The organism is Nocardioides sp. NPDC127503 (assembly GCF_040302165.1).
Classification (GTDB): Bacteria; Actinomycetota; Actinomycetes; order Propionibacteriales; family Nocardioidaceae; genus Nocardioides.
In genome coordinates, this window is record NZ_JBEORH010000002.1 from 478,943 (window position 1) to 494,839 (window position 15,897).

The 15,897-nt window shown below is 67.9% G+C and carries 17 protein-coding genes; 9 read left to right on the forward strand and 8 right to left on the reverse strand.

What is annotated here, in order from left to right; translation table 11 throughout:
* Positions 1-116 precede the first annotated feature (116 nt).
* The 4 genes from sucB (at position 117) to ABTW65_RS06335 (ending at position 4,677) form a co-directional block, all read left to right on the forward strand.
* Entirely contained in the window at positions 117-1,931 is a 1,815-nt protein-coding gene (gene sucB, locus ABTW65_RS06320; protein WP_350659102.1) for a 2-oxoglutarate dehydrogenase, E2 component, dihydrolipoamide succinyltransferase, read from the forward strand.
* Between the two features lie 241 nt (positions 1,932-2,172).
* A complete protein-coding gene (gene lipB, locus ABTW65_RS06325) occupies positions 2,173-2,910 on the forward strand; it encodes a lipoyl(octanoyl) transferase LipB (protein WP_350659103.1) in 738 nt (245 codons plus the stop codon).
* A gap of 81 nt (positions 2,911-2,991) precedes the next feature.
* Positions 2,992-3,936: a lipoyl synthase gene (gene lipA / locus ABTW65_RS06330; RefSeq protein ID WP_091040837.1), complete on the forward strand. Its 945-nt coding sequence runs from the start codon at positions 2,992-2,994 to the stop codon at positions 3,934-3,936.
* 30 nt (positions 3,937-3,966) lie between these two features.
* The gene (locus tag ABTW65_RS06335) at positions 3,967-4,677 is read left to right on the forward strand and encodes a DUF4191 domain-containing protein (protein ID WP_350659104.1); all 711 of its coding nucleotides are present in this window, start codon (positions 3,967-3,969) and stop codon (positions 4,675-4,677) included.
* 192 nt (positions 4,678-4,869) lie between these two features.
* On the opposite strand, the gene ABTW65_RS06340 is transcribed toward ABTW65_RS06335, so the two are convergent.
* On the reverse strand, positions 4,870-5,652 hold the full coding sequence (locus tag ABTW65_RS06340) for an SCO4651 family lipoprotein (protein WP_350659105.1): 783 nt from the start codon (positions 5,650-5,652) through the stop codon (positions 4,870-4,872).
* A 64-nt stretch (positions 5,653-5,716) separates the two neighbouring features.
* The gene (locus ABTW65_RS06345; protein WP_350659106.1) at positions 5,717-6,190 is read right to left on the reverse strand and encodes an RDD family protein; all 474 of its coding nucleotides are present in this window, start codon (positions 6,188-6,190) and stop codon (positions 5,717-5,719) included.
* 212 nt (positions 6,191-6,402) lie between these two features.
* Between ABTW65_RS06345 and glnA the strand changes: the two genes are divergently transcribed.
* The 3 genes from glnA (at position 6,403) to ABTW65_RS06360 (ending at position 10,666) form a co-directional block, all read left to right on the forward strand.
* Complete coding sequence (glnA, locus tag ABTW65_RS06350) at positions 6,403-7,824, forward strand: type I glutamate--ammonia ligase (protein ID WP_350659107.1); 1,422 nt, start codon at positions 6,403-6,405, stop codon at positions 7,822-7,824.
* 220 nt (positions 7,825-8,044) lie between these two features.
* Positions 8,045-8,647 carry a hypothetical protein gene (locus tag ABTW65_RS06355; RefSeq protein ID WP_350659109.1) on the forward strand — a complete coding sequence of 201 codons (603 nt, stop codon included), beginning with the start codon at positions 8,045-8,047 and terminating at the stop codon, positions 8,645-8,647.
* Between the two features lie 180 nt (positions 8,648-8,827).
* The gene (locus ABTW65_RS06360; RefSeq protein WP_350659110.1) at positions 8,828-10,666 is read left to right on the forward strand and encodes a thiamine pyrophosphate-requiring protein; all 1,839 of its coding nucleotides are present in this window, start codon (positions 8,828-8,830) and stop codon (positions 10,664-10,666) included.
* Positions 10,667-10,685: 19 nt separating this feature from the next.
* Here the strand turns inward: ABTW65_RS06360 and ABTW65_RS06365 are convergent, their stop codons facing one another.
* From ABTW65_RS06365 to ABTW65_RS06380, 4 genes are all read right to left on the reverse strand, one after another.
* Positions 10,686-11,297 carry a flavodoxin family protein gene (locus tag ABTW65_RS06365; protein WP_350659111.1) on the reverse strand — a complete coding sequence of 204 codons (612 nt, stop codon included), beginning with the start codon at positions 11,295-11,297 and terminating at the stop codon, positions 10,686-10,688.
* A 123-nt stretch (positions 11,298-11,420) separates the two neighbouring features.
* Complete coding sequence (locus ABTW65_RS06370; protein WP_350659112.1) at positions 11,421-11,717, reverse strand: muconolactone Delta-isomerase family protein; 297 nt, start codon at positions 11,715-11,717, stop codon at positions 11,421-11,423.
* A gap of 15 nt (positions 11,718-11,732) precedes the next feature.
* Positions 11,733-12,350, reverse strand: coding sequence for an NAD(P)H:quinone oxidoreductase (gene wrbA / locus ABTW65_RS06375; RefSeq protein WP_350659113.1), 618 nt, complete (start codon positions 12,348-12,350; stop codon positions 11,733-11,735).
* A 154-nt stretch (positions 12,351-12,504) separates the two neighbouring features.
* Positions 12,505-13,125, reverse strand: coding sequence for a TetR/AcrR family transcriptional regulator (locus ABTW65_RS06380; protein WP_350659114.1), 621 nt, complete (start codon positions 13,123-13,125; stop codon positions 12,505-12,507).
* A gap of 62 nt (positions 13,126-13,187) precedes the next feature.
* Here ABTW65_RS06380 and ABTW65_RS06385 point away from each other — a divergent pair, with 62 nt between their 5' ends.
* Positions 13,188-13,898, forward strand: coding sequence for an SDR family NAD(P)-dependent oxidoreductase (locus ABTW65_RS06385; protein ID WP_350659115.1), 711 nt, complete (start codon positions 13,188-13,190; stop codon positions 13,896-13,898).
* A gap of 31 nt (positions 13,899-13,929) precedes the next feature.
* Entirely contained in the window at positions 13,930-14,307 is a 378-nt protein-coding gene (locus tag ABTW65_RS06390) for a YybH family protein (protein ID WP_350659116.1), read from the forward strand.
* Between the two features lie 10 nt (positions 14,308-14,317).
* Here the strand turns inward: ABTW65_RS06390 and ABTW65_RS06395 are convergent, their stop codons facing one another.
* The gene (locus tag ABTW65_RS06395) at positions 14,318-14,800 is read right to left on the reverse strand and encodes a hypothetical protein (RefSeq protein WP_350659118.1); all 483 of its coding nucleotides are present in this window, start codon (positions 14,798-14,800) and stop codon (positions 14,318-14,320) included.
* 19 nt (positions 14,801-14,819) lie between these two features.
* A complete protein-coding gene (locus ABTW65_RS06400; RefSeq protein ID WP_350659119.1) occupies positions 14,820-15,821 on the reverse strand; it encodes an NAD-dependent epimerase/dehydratase family protein in 1,002 nt (333 codons plus the stop codon).
* Positions 15,822-15,897: the final 76 nt, after the last annotated feature.

The following is a 15,897-nucleotide window of genomic DNA, read 5'->3' on the forward strand; positions in this document are numbered from 1 at the left end:
GTGTCGGCCCAGACCGATGCGACTCTCTCCTCGCCGGGCCCTCGTGCTCGGTCGTGGTGACGCGCGTGTCCGGACATACAAGTAGAGCAACGAACAGACGTAGAACGAAGGAATCCATGGCCACCGAAGTAACTCTCCCGGCACTCGGCGAGTCCGTCACCGAGGGCACCGTCACCCGCTGGCTCAAGCAGGTCGGCGACACGGTTGCGGTCGATGAGGCCCTGCTGGAGGTCTCCACCGACAAGGTCGACACCGAGATCCCCTCGCCGGTCGCCGGCACCCTGCTCGAGATCAAGGCGTCCGAGGACGACACCGTCGAGGTCGGTGGCCTGCTCGCCGTCATCGGCGCTGCCGACGAGGCCGGCGCCGACTCCGCTCCGGCGGAGCCCGCCACGCCCGCGGCCGAGCCCGAGGCCGCCGCTCCCGCCCCGGCCGCCGAGCCCGAGGCTCCGGCTGCTCCGGCCGAGCCCGAGGCTCCGGCCGAGCCCGCTGCGCCTGCCGCTCCGGCGCCTGCCGCCGGTGGCAACGCCACCGAGGTCGCCCTCCCCGCGCTGGGTGAGTCGGTCACCGAGGGCACCGTCACCCGCTGGCTCAAGCAGGTCGGCGACACGGTCGCCGTCGACGACGCGCTGCTCGAGGTCTCGACCGACAAGGTCGACACCGAGATCCCCTCGCCGGTCGCCGGCACCCTGCTCGAGATCAAGGTCGCCGAGGACGAGACCGTCGAGGTCGGCGCCGTGCTCGCGCTCGTCGGTGACGCCGGCGCCGCTCCGGCTGCCGAGCCCGCACCTGCCGCCCCGGCCCCGGAGCCCACTCCCGAGCCCGAGCCGACTCCTGCCCCGGAGCCCGAACCCGTTCCGGCCGCCGCCGCACCCGCTCCGGCTCCTGCCGCTCCGGCCCCGGCCGCGCCCGCTGCTCCGGCTCCCGCTGCTCCGGCTCCGGCTCCTGCCGCCCCGGCTCACGCCGCGCCGTCCACCGACGGCTCCCCGGCGATCCAGCCCGGCGGCTACGTGACCCCGCTCGTACGCAAGCTCGCGGCCCAGCACAACGTCGACCTCGAGACCGTCCCAGGCTCGGGCGTCGGTGGCCGCATCCGCAAGGAGGACATCCTCCAGGCGGCCGCCGCCAAGTCGGCTCCGGCCGCTGCCCCGGCAGCCGCAGCTCCGGCGGCCTCGGCCGCTCCGGCCGCTTCCTCCGCCGCTCCCGCGGCCCCGTCGCCGCTGCGTGGCACCACCGAGAAGATCTCGCGTCTGCGCAAGGTGATCGCCGAGCGGATGACCGAGTCGCTGCACACCGCGGCGCAGCTGACCCAGGTCATGGAGGTCGATGTCACCAACATCGCCCGCCTCCGTGAAGCCAACAAGGCCGGGTTCCTGCAGCGCGAGGGCGTCAAGCTGACCTACCTGCCGTTCTTCGCCAAGGCCGCGATCGACGCGCTCAAGGTGCACCCGAAGCTCAACGCCGGGATCGACATCGAGGCCGGCACGGTCACCTACTACGACCGCGAGAACATCGCCTTCGCCGTCGACACCCCGAAGGGTCTGCTGACCCCCGTCGTCAAGGACGCGGGCGACCTCTCGATCGCCGGCATCGCGAAGAAGATCGCCGACGTCGCGGACCGTACGCGCAACAACAAGATCACCCCGGACGAGCTCTCCGGCGGCACCTTCACGATCACCAACCTGGGTTCGTTCGGTGCGCTCTTCGACACCCCGATCATCAACCAGCCGCAGGTCGCCATCCTCGGCCCGGGTGCGGTCGTGAAGCGCCCGGTCGTCATCGACGACCCGGACCTCGGCGAGACGATCGCGGTGCGCTACATGGTCAACGTCGCGCTGACCTACGACCACCGCCTGGTCGACGGCGCCGACGCCGGCCGCTTCCTCCAGGACGTCAAGAAGCGCCTCGAGGCAGCTCAGTTCGAGCTCTGAGCCGGTAAGCAACGAGCGGCGCGGTCCCCACGGGGCCGCGCCGCTCGTCATCTCACCGGGTGCCTTTCAAGGCTGATCCGAAGACCGATCGCTCCCGAGCGTGGCCGGTCGAAACAGCCGCATTCTGCACACGGGCTCTTTACCCCCGCCGGGATATCGCCAAACCGTTATCCGGCCGAGCCGGCGTTTCACCGTTCCGGTCACTGCTCGGCTCGCTCGGCCCGGGGCGTACGATCTCGGTGTGACTGAGCTGCGCTTCGTTGAGGTCGGGACGATCGACTACCTGGACGCCTGGGAGCTGCAGAAGCAGGTCCACCAGCGCGTCGTGGACCGCGAAGAGCCCGACACGGTGCTGCTGCTCGAGCACCCGCCGACCTACACCGCCGGGAAGCGTACGAAGCCGGAGGACCGGCCCGCGGATCCCGGCGGCGCCCCGGTAATCGACGTCGACCGCGGCGGTGAGGTGACCTTCCACGGCCCCGGTCAGATCGTCGCCTACCCGATCGTGCGGCTGCCGGAGAAGGTCAAGGTCGTCGACTTCGTACGCCGCCTGGAGCAGGCGATGATCCGCACCTGCGCCGAGTTCGGCGTCACCGCCTACCGCGTCCCCGGCCGCAGCGGCGTGTGGCTGCCCGCGGGCGAGACCCCGGACGGCGTACGCCGCCTGGAGCGCAAGGTCGGGGCGATCGGGCTGCGGGTCAGCCAGCACGTGACAATGCACGGCATCGCGCTCAACTGCGACGTCGACCTGGGCTGGTACGAGCGCTTCGTGCCGTGCGGGATCTCCGACGCCGGGGTCACCACCCTCTCGATCGAGACCGGGCGGCAGATCAGCAACGCCGAGGCGATGCCGGTGCTCCACGAGCAGGTAGCCGAGATGCTCTCCTGGCGCGACTACGAGCCGGGCCCGAGCCTCGACGCCAAGCCGGACCCCGCGAAGACTCCCCGGGTCCCGCTGCTCTCCCCCAGCCTGGGCTGAGCGAGCCGACGGCGGGCGGTGTGACCGACCAGTAGCCGCCTGCCTTCGAGGTTCCACCACCACGCGGCGTACCCTTGTGGGGTGACTCAAGCTCCTGCCCCAGAAGGTCGCAAGCTCCTCCGTCTCGAGGTCCGCAACGCGCAGACTCCGATCGAACGCAAACCGGAGTGGATCAAGACCAAAGCGAAGATGGGGCCGGAATACAAGGAGCTCACCGCGCTGGTGAAGTCCGAGGGCCTGCACACGGTGTGCCAGGAGGCCGGCTGCCCCAACATCTTCGAGTGCTGGGAGGACCGCGAGGCCACCTTCCTCATCGGCGGCGACCAGTGCACCCGGCGCTGCGACTTCTGCCAGATCGACACCGGCAAGCCGACGGACCTCGACCGTGACGAGCCGCGCCGCGTGGCCGAGTCCGTGCAGACCATGGGCCTGAAGTACGCCACCATCACCGGCGTCGCCCGCGACGACCTCGCCGACGGCGGTGCCTGGCTCTACGCCGAGACGGTCAAGCAGATCCACGAGCTCAACCCCGAGACCGGCGTCGAGAACCTCATCCCCGACTTCAACGGCATCCCGGAGCTGCTCCAGGAGGTCTTCGAGTCCCGTCCCGAGGTGCTCGCGCACAACGTCGAGACCGTCCCGCGGATCTTCAAGCGGATCCGTCCGGCGTTCCGCTACGAGCGTTCGCTCGACGTGATCACCCAGGCTCGCGACTTCGGCCTGGTCACGAAGTCCAACCTGATCCTCGGCATGGGCGAGACCCGCGAAGAGGTCTCCGAGGCGCTGCGCGACCTGCACGCGGCTGGCTGCGAGCTGATCACGATCACGCAGTACCTGCGCCCGAGCGTGCGCCACCACCCCGTCGAGCGGTGGGTCAAGCCCGAAGAGTTCATCGAGCTCCAGGCCGAGGCCGAGGAGATCGGCTTCTCCGGCGTCATGTCCGGTCCGCTCGTTCGTTCGTCCTACCGCGCCGGTCGGCTGTACCGTCAGGCGATCGAGGCGCGCGACGCCTCCTCCGTGGCCTGAGTCCCTGCGTACGAGAACTGAAAGAGGAAGATGTCCCAGACCGACCCGAGCAGCATGAGTCGCCGCCAGCAGATGGTGGAGACCTACAAGCTCACCAAGCAGTCAGACCCCAGGATCGGCCTCCTCCTCGGCGCGATCTTCGTGGTCGTCGCCGCGGTCGCCGGCGTGATCTTCTGGTTCCTGCCCGGTGAGGGCATCTTCTCCTGGATCTTTACGATCGTCGGCGCCCTGCTGGCCGGCCTTCTCGCCGCGATGGTGGTCTTCTCGCGGCGCGCGCAGAAGGTGATGTACTCCCGGCTCGAGGGCCAGATCGGTGGCGGGTACGCCGCCCTGACCATGCTCCGCCGGGGCTGGACCGTCACCCAGGCCGTCGGCGTCGAGCCGCGCAGCCAGACGCTGGTCCACCGCGTGGTCGGCCCTCCGGGAGTCGTCCTCGTCGGCGAGGGCAACAGCCCGAGCAAGGTCCGCTCGCTGCTGGCCAGCACCAAGCGCACGCACGCCCGCGTCCTCTCCGACGTGCCGATCACGACCGTCGTCGCCGGCAACGGTGAGGACGAGGTGCCGCTGCCGCAGCTGACCAAGCACGTCACCAAGCTGGGCCGCAACGTCGCCGGCCCCGAGATCACCGACATCCTCAACCGCCTCAAGGCCGTCGACGCCACCCGCGGCGCCATGCCGATCCCGAAGGGCCCCGTCCCGACCTCGATGAAGGGCATGCGCGGCAACCTCCGCGGCCGCTGACCGTTCTTGCATGGATAGTCCGGGACGTTTCGGTCCATTACTCACGGGTAGATGGGCCGGAACGTCCCGGACTACATTTCAAGTCGGATTCCAATTGGCAGATGCACGACCTCGGTCGTGCCGACACGGTGCCACGAATGGAACAGGTCCGGTCCCCGACGGGGACCGGACCTGCTGCGTACGAACTGGCTGTCAGCCGGCCATGCTCGGCATGTCGGTGACCTGGTCCGCCGGCGGCGCCTCGATGGTCACGTCCTCACCGTGCTTGGACAGGAGCATCTCGACGGTGCCCATGTCGCCCATGCCGACCTCTGCCTTGCGGAGCAGGCCGTCGCCATCGACCCAGATGTCCTGGTCGATCGTCTTGGGCATGCCCTTGGTGCTGTCGGCACCGAGGCTCTCCGCGAGGCCCGCGGAGTCGACCTTGAAGCTGTAGTGCTTGGTGTCGGTGCCGTCGACCTTCTCCTCACCCTCGAACTTGGAGGACTTGATCGACTCCTCCATTCCGTCGAAGAAGGCGAGCGGGTTGCTCATCGACTCCAGGCTGGTCCCGCCCATCTTGGCGAGATCGTCGGCGCTCGCGGTCATCCACGAGTCGCCCATCATGCCCTTGATGTAGATCTTCTCGTCGACAAGGATCGTCTCCAGATCCATGTTCATCGAGCCACCGCTCATCTTCATGGTGGAGTGCTGTGCCGGCGGCTCCTTCTGGATGTCGCCCTCGCCGGTCATCGACACCGACTGGCCCGAGGCCTTCGCGTCCATCTTCGTGGTGAAGTGGGCGGTGTCGATGTCCGTCGCCTTCTTCATAACCTCGGTCATTTCCTCGGCCGAGACCGAGTCACCCTCGCTGGCGCCGCCGGCCCCACCACCGCCACCGCAGGCCACCAGGCCCGAGAGCGATACGGCCAGCACGCCCGCGACGGCAGCGCGGCGCCAGAGGCCACGTGGCCCGAGAGTACGGTTGAGCGTCATTGAGCTTCCCTTCGTGTTTGCCGCTGCTTGCGGCTGACCGGTCAAACCTACCCTCGGATGCCTGTTAACCAACCCGGCGAAACACGTGTCGATAGGTCTGAAGCGTGACGGTCGCGGTACCTGCCGCCAGATCGTGGAGCCCGCGCCGGTCAGGACGGAAGACCAGCGGCGGTACGACGAGGACGACCAGGATCTGACGGGCGATGCTCCGCAGCGGATCGAGCGGGCGCACGTCCGGCTCGCCGGCCGTCACCCGCACCGTACGCAGCCGGGTGACGAGCTTGCCGAAGGAGCCGCCGCCGAGCGTGGTGAAGACCGCCGTCTGCACGATGAAGACGACCAGGATCCACAGGTTGTCGGTCGGCCGCGGGTCGACACCGGCGATCAATGACCCGAACGGCAGCGCCCGTACGCCGAGGAAGACCGACGCCACCAGCGACGACGCGAGCCAGTCGATGAAGAGTGCCAGGACGCGCCTGCCCCAGCTCGCGGTGTCATAAGGCAGAGTGGGCGTCGCAGGAGTGGCGGAACTGGTCACGTCGTAAGGGTAGGCGGCAACGTCTTGAAGGGTGAGATCCGGGATGGTTGCCGATCAAATCACACAACCTGTTACACGCCCGAAACATTTGCGACACTCCTGCGCAACCGTCCCTTCGTAATTTGCGTGGCACGGTCGGATCCATGAGGGTCCGGCCTCGATCGCGAGAGACCTATCTGGCTCGTCCCACCCGGGTGAGCCAAGGAGGATTGATGTTCAGCACTGACGACGAACTCATGAAGTTCATCTCTGACGAGGGAGTCGAGTTCGTCGACATCCGTTTCGTCGACCTGCCCGGCGTACAGCAGCACTTCACGGTGCCGGTGTCGTCTTTCAACCTGGAGCCGATGGCCTTCGACGGCTCGTCGATCCGTGGTTTCCAGACGATCAACGAGTCCGACATGGCGCTCTACCCGGACGTCACGACTGCGTACATCGACCCGTTCCGCGCCGCCAAGACCCTCGCGCTGATGTATTTCGTGCACGACCCGATCACCGGCGAGGCCTACTCTCGCGACCCGCGCAACATCGCGCGCAAGGCCCTGGCGTACCTCGCCTCGACCGGCATCGGTGACACCGCCTTCTTCGCCCCCGAGGCGGAGTTCTTCATCTTCGACAAGGTGGCCTACAACACCTCCGAGGGCGAGTCGTTCTACAAGATCGACTCCGTCGAGGCCTGGTGGAACTCGGGCGCCGACACGAACCCCGACGGCTCGAACAACCTGGGCTACAAGACGCGTTACAAGGGCGGCTACTTCCCGGTCTCCCCCACCGACCACTTCGCCGACCTGCGCGACACGATGGTCAAGAACCTCGAGGCTTCCGGCCTGCTCGTCGAGCGCGCCCACCACGAGGTCGGCACCGCCGGCCAGGCCGAGATCAACTACAAGTTCGACACGCTGCTCAAGGCTGCCGACGATGTCATGAAGTTCAAGTACATCGTCAAGAACACCGCATGGGAGGCCGGCAAGACGGTCACCTTCATGCCGAAGCCCGTCTTCGGTGACAACGGCTCGGGCATGCACGTCCACCAGTCGATCTGGAACGCCGGCGAGCCGCTGTTCTACGACGAGACCGGCTACGGCGGCCTCTCCGACATGGCCCGCTGGTACATCGGCGGCATCCTGAAGCACGCCCCGTCGGTGCTGGCGTTCACCAACCCGACCGTGAACTCCTTCCACCGCCTGGTGCCGGGCTTCGAGGCTCCGATCTCGCTGGTCTACTCCTCGCGTAACCGCTCCGCCGCGGTCCGCATCCCGATCACCGGCACCAACCCGAAGGCCAAGCGCGTCGAGACCCGGTTCCCGGACCCGTCCTCGAACCCGTACCTCGCCTTCTCGGCCCTGCTCCTCGCCGGCATCGACGGTATCCAGAACAAGATCGAGCCGCCCGCTCCGATCGACAAGGACATCTACGAGCTTCCGCCGGACGAGATGGCCGAGATCAACCAGGTGCCGACCTCCCTCGGCGCCGTCCTGTCGGCCCTGGAGAACGACCACGACTTCCTCACCGTGGGCGACGTCTTCACCCCCGACCTGATCGAGACCTGGATCGACTACAAGACCAACGACGAGATCCTCCCGATCCAGCTCCGCCCGCACCCGCACGAGTTCGAGCTCTACTACGACATCTAGGCCACAGAGCGCTGACCGACTGAGCCCCTCCCCCGTTTCATCGGGAGAGGGGCTCAGTCGCGTTGTTCGTCGAGCTTCTCCTCGCCCGCCGCGTATGCGCCGCGGCGGGAGCGCGGCGGGAAGTACGAATCGGCTATCTGGAACATGGGCGAGCCAGTGCAACACATGTTCTCGTTGGCGCGTCATGAAGACACACATCGCCCGAACTCGGAGGGTTCACATGAAGCAGCTCGTCGTCTTCTTTCTCATTGGCGCGCTCGCACCCGTGTTGGGGCCGGTCCTCAGCGCCCAGGCGCTGCCGCCCGACCTCGTCTGCGACGGCAGCTACCACCACCGGACGTTCCGCCACGTAGTCGTCCCTGACGGCGTCCGCTGCGTCATCACCAGTTCCAGGATCACCGGCAATGTCCGCACCACCGGTGCGCCGAGGGTGGTCAGCATCACCGACACGCACGTCGGCCTGAACATCCACATCCGCAACGTCGTGGAGCGCGTCACCATCGGGGCCGCCGGGTGTCGCGTGGACCCGGTCGCCGGACGAAATCTGATGGTCCGCAACTCCCGCAACGTGGCGATCTGCGAGATGTCGATCGCCAACAATCTGGTGGTACGCGACAACCGGGGAACCTTGATGGTCCGGGACAACAAGGCGTGCAACAACCTCCGCGTCGTCCGCAATCACGTGCGGTCCATGCGAGTGGTCAGAAACTCCTACGCCGGCAACTTCTCGGTTGCCCGCAACAGCTGGGTCGACCGCAGGATCGTGGGGGACAACGTGAAGCTGCATCAGAACCCCGCGGCGTGCCGTCGTCGGGCTGGATGAGTGATTCCACGCCACCTTCACGACCTCCACGAACGCGATCCGGGGGCCCTGTCAGCGACCACCCCGCCACCGGCCGCGCGGTCGCGACAGCCGAGCGGAAGCGGATCCGGACCACACACGTATGCGCTCCGCGCGACGGGGGTACCCCGCCGGAGTGCGTTTCCAGGTCCAGGAGGAATCATGAGCCAGACCGTCGGCGACTATGTCCTGCAACGACTGCGCGAGCACGGGGTGGAGCACGTCTTCGGCTACGCCGGTGACGGCATCAACGGCCTGCTCTCGGCATGGGAGCGGGCGGAGAACCAACCCACGTTCGTCCAAGCCAGGCACGAGGAGATGGCCGCGTTCGAGGCCGTCGGCTACGCGAAGTTCACCGGCCGCACCGGCGTGTGCACCGCCACCAGCGGGCCTGGCGCCATCCATCTCCTCAACGGCCTGTACGACGCGAAGCTCGATCATGTCCCTGTGGTGGCGATCGTAGGCCAGACCGCCCGCACCGCGATGGGAGGCAGCTACCAGCAGGAGGTCGACCTCCCGGCCCTGTTCAAGGATGTCGCGAACGAGTATTGCGAGACCGTCATGGTCTCCGAGCAGTTGCCCAACGTCCTCGATCGCGCGATGCGCGTGGCCTCGAGCCGGCGTACCGTAACCGCGGTCATCATCCCGGCGGACGTCCAGGAGCTCGAGTACGCCGCGCCCAGCCACGCGTTCAAGATGGTCCCCTCGAGCCTGGACATGAGCTGGTCGGCACCGGTGCCGCCCGAGGCTGAGCTCCAGCGCGCGGCCGATGTCCTCAACTCCGGTGAGAAGGTTGCGATGCTGATCGGCCAGGGCGCCCGTGGCGCGGCCGCCGAGGTGACGCAGGTCGCCGACGTCCTCGGGGCCGGTGTCGCCAAGGCGCTGCTGGGTAAGGACGTCCTCTCCGACGAGCTGCCGTGGGTCACCGGCTCCATCGGACTGCTCGGGACCCGGCCCTCCTACGAGCTCATGCGTGACTGCGACAGGCTACTGGTCGTCGGCTCGAACTTCCCGTACTCCCAGTTCCTTCCCGACTTCGGGAAGGCTCGCGCCGTGCAGGTCGACATCGACCCGACCATGGTGGGGCTTCGCTACCCGTTCGAGGTCAACCTGGTGGGCGACGCCGCTCAGACGCTGCGCCGGCTGCTCCCGCTGCTCGAGCCGCGCAGCCATCATGGATGGCGCGAGAAGGTCGAGAACGATGTCGCGCGCTGGTGGGAGGTCATGCAGCGCCGCGCCTACACCGCCGCCGACCCGATCAACCCCGAGCTCGTCTTCCACGAGCTGTCGCCGAGGCTGCCGGACGACGCGATCATCGCCGCGGACTCTGGGTCGGCGGCAAACTGGTACGCCCGGCACATCAGAATTCGCGGCCGCATGCAAGGCTCACTGTCCGGCACGCTCGCCACGATGGGGCCGGGTGTTCCGTACGTCATCGGCGCCAAGACGGGCCACCCCGACCGGCCGTGCTTCGCGCTCGTCGGCGACGGGGCCATGCAGATGAACGGGATCAACGAGCTGATCACCATCGCGAAGTACTGGCGGGACTGGGCCGACCCGCGGCTGGTGGTAGCCGTCCTGCACAACAATGATCTCAACCAGGTCACGTGGGAGCTGCGGGCGATGGGCGGGTCACCGCAGTTCCTGCCGTCCCAGCAGCTCCCGGACTTCCCGTACGCCGCCTACGCCCGCAGTCTCGGCCTGCACGGTGTCCTCGCCGAAAAGCCCGAGGACGTCGTCCCGGCCTGGGAGGAGGCGCTCGCCGCCGACCGACCGTGCGTCGTCGAGTTCGTCACCGATCCCGCCGTCCCGCCGATCCCGCCGCACGCGACCTGGGACCAGATCGAGAAGGCGGCCGAGTCGATCGTCCGTGGCGACAGCGACCGGATCGGCATGATCGTCGAGGGCTTCCGGTCGAAGGTCCAGGAGATGCTGCCCGGCACCAAGGACCACCCTGACCAGGTGACCGGCGATCGGCCCGGGACCAGCCGCCAGCCATGACCAGGAGCAGGGCCGGGTTTCACTCCCCGGACGGGTAGGGCGAGGTGGCCAGCAGGCCGGCGAGGTGGGCGAGGTTGCGGGCCATGGTCTTGGTCGTGCCCGCGGTCTTCTCCGGCGTCGGCTGCTTATCCTTGTAGTCCACGGCCTGCATGGCCTCGCCAACCCAGTAGGTCGAGCCGTTGGCGGGGATGGTGAAGCCGACGTCGTTGAGCGCCTGGCAGAGCTCGGCGGTGACGTGGTGGGCCCCGTCCTCGTTGCCGACGACGCCGATCCCGGCGACCTTGTCGTACGTCAGCATCCGGCCGTCCTCGTCGGTCTCGCTGAGCTCGGCGTCGAGGCGCTCGAGCACCATCTTGCACACCGAGGACGGCTGGCCCAGCCAGATCGGGGTGACCAGCACGAGCACGTCCGCGGCGAGCATCCGCTCGCGGAGCAGCGGCCACGCGTCGCCGTCACCTTCGTCGGTGGAGACTCCGAAGCGTACGTCGTGGTCGACGACCCGGACCATCTCCCCCTTCACCCCGTGGTCCGTGAGTTCCGTGAGGATCTGGGACCCGAGCAGCGCGGAACTGGACTCGTCGGGTGAGCGTTTGAGGGTGCAGTTCAGGATCAGACAAGTCGGTGATGTCATACCACCTGGTAACCGGCGAGCTCTGCTGTCATGCGCCGATCACGAGTGCGCCGCCGCCGCGGCTGACCTCGTCGTCGCCTGAGGGTCCGACGAGGTGCAGCGCGGTTGGCGGGGGCGTGTCGTTCAGCGGTTGCGAGCGGCCGGGTCGTTCGGATGCGATGCCACCGCGGTGACGTCGAAGGTCATCCACGGGGACAGCGGCAAGGTTTCCAAGACGTCGGCCCGCAGGGCCGCCTCGTCGGCGGCGACCCACAGGCCGATGCTCCGCATCTCGCCGATCGGCCGCCAGAGACGAACGAGGGTGCCACTCGCCGTCAGTTCCGCAGCCCGGGCCGCCTCTGCGGCCCGACGTCGATCGACCTCCGCCTGCGGGGTCCCGTCGGGGACCACGGTCGTGATCTCAACGATGAATTCGGCCATCGGTCCACTCCTCTCTCAGGCTGCCTGTCCGGCCTTGAGGCGCCGGGCGATCTCGACCACACGCTGGGCCTGGTGCTTGGCCGAGGCCCGGGTGACGTCGCCGACGGGGTTGGTCCCCTGGGCGTCGACGTGCGACGTCCCGTACGGGTTGCCGTCGTCGTACTTGACCGGGTCGGTGAAGCCGGGTGCGACGAGGATCCCGCCGAAGTGGTGCACTGAGGTGTAGAGCGACTGCAGCGTCGTCTCCTGGCCACCGTGGAGGCTGGAGGACGAGACGAAGCCGCTGTAGATCTTGTCGACCAGTTTGCCCTCAGCCCACAGACCACCGAGCGTGTCGATGAACTGCTTGAGCTGGGCCGAGACGTTGCCGAACCGGGTCGGTGTGCCGAAGAGGACGACATCGGCCCAGGCGACGTCTTCCGGCGACGCCTCCGGTACGTCGGAAGTGGTGGCGTGGTTCGCAGCCCACGCTGCGTTCGACTCGATGGCCGAGAGCGGCGCGAGCTCCGGGGCCTTGGTGAGGCGCACCTCGGCGCCGGCGGCCAGCACTCCCTTCTCGAGCTCGCGGGCGACCTCTGCCGTGGTACCGGTCGAGGAGTAGTAGACGATCGTGACCTTCACGTTTTCGGACATGGGGTGAGTCCCTTCTCTTGAGGCCGTTCATAGTTGACCGACCATCTACTAAACAACGACGGCATGAACCTATTCCGCACTGCCGATTTCCGTACGAGCCGCCCCATCAAACTCCCGAGCGGCGGCCGGACCACACGCTAGAGAGATCCGACCCTCACCGGGAAGCCGACTCCTCGGCGGTCAGGGTGATGCCGATCAGTCGCAGACTGTTGCCCCAAAGGCCGTCCAGCTCGCCAGGGTCGTTGAACAGCTTGGCGAAGAGCACGAGCCCCTCGAGTTGGGCCACGATCGACTTCGCGGCCATCCGAGCGTCCGCGATCTCGATCTCGCCGGCATCCACCGCAACGGTCAGATGCTCGGCGATCATCTGGACCTGCTCGTCGAAGATCTCCTGAAGCCTCTTCTGTATCGACGGGTTGTTCGCGCTGACTTCGAGGGCGAGGTTGCCGAACAGGCAGCCGGTGACCGCTCCAGTGCCGCGTAGCGCCGACGTCTGCATCTGTGCGGTCACGTCGAAGATCCCCCGAAGGCGCTCCAACGCCGTACCCGGCCCCGCCAGGATCGCCGACCACTCTCCACGCTGCCACTCCCAGTGAGCGTCGACAACGGCCAGCGCCAAGGCCTCCTTCGACGGGAAGAAGTAGTAGAAGGATCCCTTCTGCACGCCAGCGCGGGTGGCGATCTCCGCCACACCGACCGAGCTGTAGGCCCGCTCACTGAACAGCTCGGTGCCTGCAGCGACGAGCCGCTCGCGCGCATCAGAAGTTCGTCCCACGCTCCGATTGTAGACCGACCGCCTAGTGGAATAGTTGACCGACCGTCTATGTTCCCATCACCATGAGCACACGAAAGGTCGCCGTCATCACCGGCGCTTCTCAGGGAATCGGAGCCGCCCTCGTCGCGGCCTATCAAGACCTCGGCTACGCCGTCGTCGCCAACTCTCGATCCATCGAGTCGGCCTCGACCGACACCTTGCAGACCGTCGCGGGTGACATCGGCAACGCCGCGATCGCACGACGCGTGATCGCGACGGCAGTCGAGCGGTTCGGTCGGGTCGACACACTGGTCAACAATGCGGGCATCTTCGTCGCCAAGCCGTTCACCGACTACACCATCGAGGACTACGAGGCGATCAAGAGCACCAACCTGGACGGCTTCTTCCACGTCACGCAGGCGGCGCTCGCCCAACTCCTCCACCAGGGAGACGGCGGGCACGTGGTCAGCGTGACCACGACCCTGGTCGAGAACGCATCCGCTGCGGTGCCCTCGGTCCTGGCGTCCCTCAGCAAGGGTGGGGTCGCGGCCGCGACCAAGTCGCTAGCCATCGAGTACGCCAGCCGCGGCATCCGGGTGAACGCGGTCTCACCCGGCATCATCAAGACACCCATGCACGCACCCGAGACCCATGACTTCCTCACTGCGCTCCACCCCATGGGGACCCTGGGCGAGATCGACGACGTGACCCGTGGCGTGCTCTACCTGGAGCAGTCGCCCTTCGTCACGGGCGAGTTCCTTCACATCGACGGCGGTCAGAGTGCCGGCCACTGAGTCGTCCCACCTCACCCGAAGGAGAACTTCCATGACCAGCCAGACCATCAGCGCGGAGCACGAGCTGCGCACCCTGCTCGACCAGTGGGCCACGGCCATCGCCGAGCGCCGACCAGCCGATGTCGCCGCCCTCTTCACCGAGGACGCACTCTTCCAGGGTTTCGACCCCGCGCCCGGGGTCGGTCGCGACTTCATCAGCCGCTACTACGCCAAGCAGCCGGTCGGCCTACGGGCGGAGTACGAGCTCCTCTCCACACGCGAGATCGCCCAGGAGGCCCTAGCTGGATATGCCCGTGTGCTGTTCACGCGGCCCGACGGAAACGTGACGGTCTACCTCACCGTGATCGCACAACGTGGACACGCCGGATGGGCATTGAGCCACTACCACGTCTCCAAACTTCCAGACTGATCCCAAGCCATCATGCGCCGATGACAGTGCGGCCCACCCGCAGGTGCAGGTCCTCGAGCCGGGCGAGCTGGTCGCCGGCGCGGCGGATGAGCTCGTCCAGCTGCAGCGGGTCGACACGTACGTCGTCCTCGGTGGCGGCACGCAGCAGCTGCCACCCGGCCCGCTTGGCGGATACCGCGTCACGCAGCGCCTCCAGCTCGAACAGGTCCGAGAGCGGCGAGCGGCGCACCAGCCGGCCGTTCGGCTTGAACCGGCCGGCGAACTCCACGGCCCGCCCTGTCGTGGCGGCGATGCGCGAGGGGGTGGCTCCCGTCGCCTCGATGATCTGACGCAACTGATCCCGGTCCTCCTTCACCTCGGTCGCGAGCTGTCGTACGCGGGCGGCCACGTCGGTGTCGGAGTGGGAGCGACCGACTCGCTCGAACATCGCGGCTCCGGCGCTGGCCCCTGCCCAGTGGTGCTGCAGGTAGGCGTGCAACAGGTCGTCGTTCATGGCTGCTCCTCCTCATGGGTCAGGGACGTAAGGGCGGGAGCTCGCTGCCCGCCTTCTGCGGGATCCCGGAGAGGACGGCCTCGAGCGCGTCCATGGCCGAGTGGCGCGGTTGCCAGGCGAGCTCCAGCTCGGCACGGGTGGTCGACATCAGCGGCAGCTGCATGACCGCGTCCAGCAGGCTTCCGGGGACCGGCGCCAGGCGTGCGTGCCAAGCGCCATCCAGGCCATGACGCGCGAGAGGCGGCGGGACCTCGATCGTTCGAGCGCCCATCAGGTCGCCGAGCTCGTCACGGGCGATCACGCCGTCACCGGCCAGGTTGAACGCACCCGTCACATCGGTGGTCGCCGCGGTGGCGAGGGCGCGGCCGACGTCGCCGGCGTGCACGGCCTGGAACCGCAGGCCCGCGGGCACCGGCACCACCGGGATGCGCTGCCGGTCCAGGAACGCGGGCCGGGCCAGGGCGCCGCCGAAGATGCGCCGTTGCTCGCTGGCCGCCGAGCGCTGGAAGACGAACGCAGGCCGCACCCTGACGAGACGGACCTCGGGGTGGTTGCAGGCGAAGGCGTCCAGGGCCCGTTCGACGTACGCCTTCTCCCGGCAGTACGCGGCCGAGGACGCACCGTCGGTCTCCCAGGTCTCGTCGACCGGGTCGTCGTGGGCGACCGGCGAGTAGGCCGCCACCGATGAGGCGCACACGAGCGCCTTGACACCTGCTCGGGCGACGGCGTCGAGGACCCTGCGCGTGCCGACGGCGTTGGTGGCCCAGGTCTCCTCGGGACGGTGCGTGGGCTGGAACTTCCAGGCGAGGTGCACGACCGCGTCGGCACCCTCGACCACCGGCTCCAGGTTGGCCGTCGAGACATCGGCCATCCGCCATTCGACGGAGGCATGGGCGCTGGACCGAGGGCCGTCCGGAGCTCGGCGCGCGACGGCGATGACCTCGGCGGCCCCGTCTGCGGTGAGTGCCCGGATGGTGGCGCTGCCGAGGTTCCCCGACGCACCGATGACGACCACCTTCATGTTGTCCACACCCTCCCTGCGGCCGGTCTGCTGTAAATCTCACCGGTACCCATCACGACCAGGTTCAGCACAGCCG

What these genes read in the sequence shown, in the direction of transcription:
- sucB (WP_350659102.1), top strand. Translation starts at nt 117, where the DNA reads ATGGCCACCGAAGTAACTCTCCCGGCACTCGGCGAGTCCGTCACCGAG.
- ABTW65_RS06335 (WP_350659104.1), top strand. Translation starts at nt 3,967, where the DNA reads ATGTCCCAGACCGACCCGAGCAGCATGAGTCGCCGCCAGCAGATGGTG.
- ABTW65_RS06340 (WP_350659105.1), bottom strand. Translation starts at nt 5,652, where the DNA reads ATGACGCTCAACCGTACTCTCGGGCCACGTGGCCTCTGGCGCCGCGCT.
- glnA (WP_350659107.1), top strand. Translation starts at nt 6,403, where the DNA reads ATGTTCAGCACTGACGACGAACTCATGAAGTTCATCTCTGACGAGGGA.
- ABTW65_RS06355 (WP_350659109.1), top strand. Translation starts at nt 8,045, where the DNA reads ATGAAGCAGCTCGTCGTCTTCTTTCTCATTGGCGCGCTCGCACCCGTG.
- ABTW65_RS06360 (WP_350659110.1), top strand. Translation starts at nt 8,828, where the DNA reads ATGAGCCAGACCGTCGGCGACTATGTCCTGCAACGACTGCGCGAGCAC.
- ABTW65_RS06365 (WP_350659111.1), bottom strand. Translation starts at nt 11,297, where the DNA reads ATGACATCACCGACTTGTCTGATCCTGAACTGCACCCTCAAACGCTCA.
- ABTW65_RS06370 (WP_350659112.1), bottom strand. Translation starts at nt 11,717, where the DNA reads ATGGCCGAATTCATCGTTGAGATCACGACCGTGGTCCCCGACGGGACC.
- wrbA (WP_350659113.1), bottom strand. Translation starts at nt 12,350, where the DNA reads ATGTCCGAAAACGTGAAGGTCACGATCGTCTACTACTCCTCGACCGGT.
- ABTW65_RS06385 (WP_350659115.1), top strand. Translation starts at nt 13,188, where the DNA reads ATGAGCACACGAAAGGTCGCCGTCATCACCGGCGCTTCTCAGGGAATC.
- ABTW65_RS06390 (WP_350659116.1), top strand. Translation starts at nt 13,930, where the DNA reads ATGACCAGCCAGACCATCAGCGCGGAGCACGAGCTGCGCACCCTGCTC.
- ABTW65_RS06395 (WP_350659118.1), bottom strand. Translation starts at nt 14,800, where the DNA reads ATGAACGACGACCTGTTGCACGCCTACCTGCAGCACCACTGGGCAGGG.
- ABTW65_RS06400 (WP_350659119.1), bottom strand. Translation starts at nt 15,821, where the DNA reads ATGAAGGTGGTCGTCATCGGTGCGTCGGGGAACCTCGGCAGCGCCACC.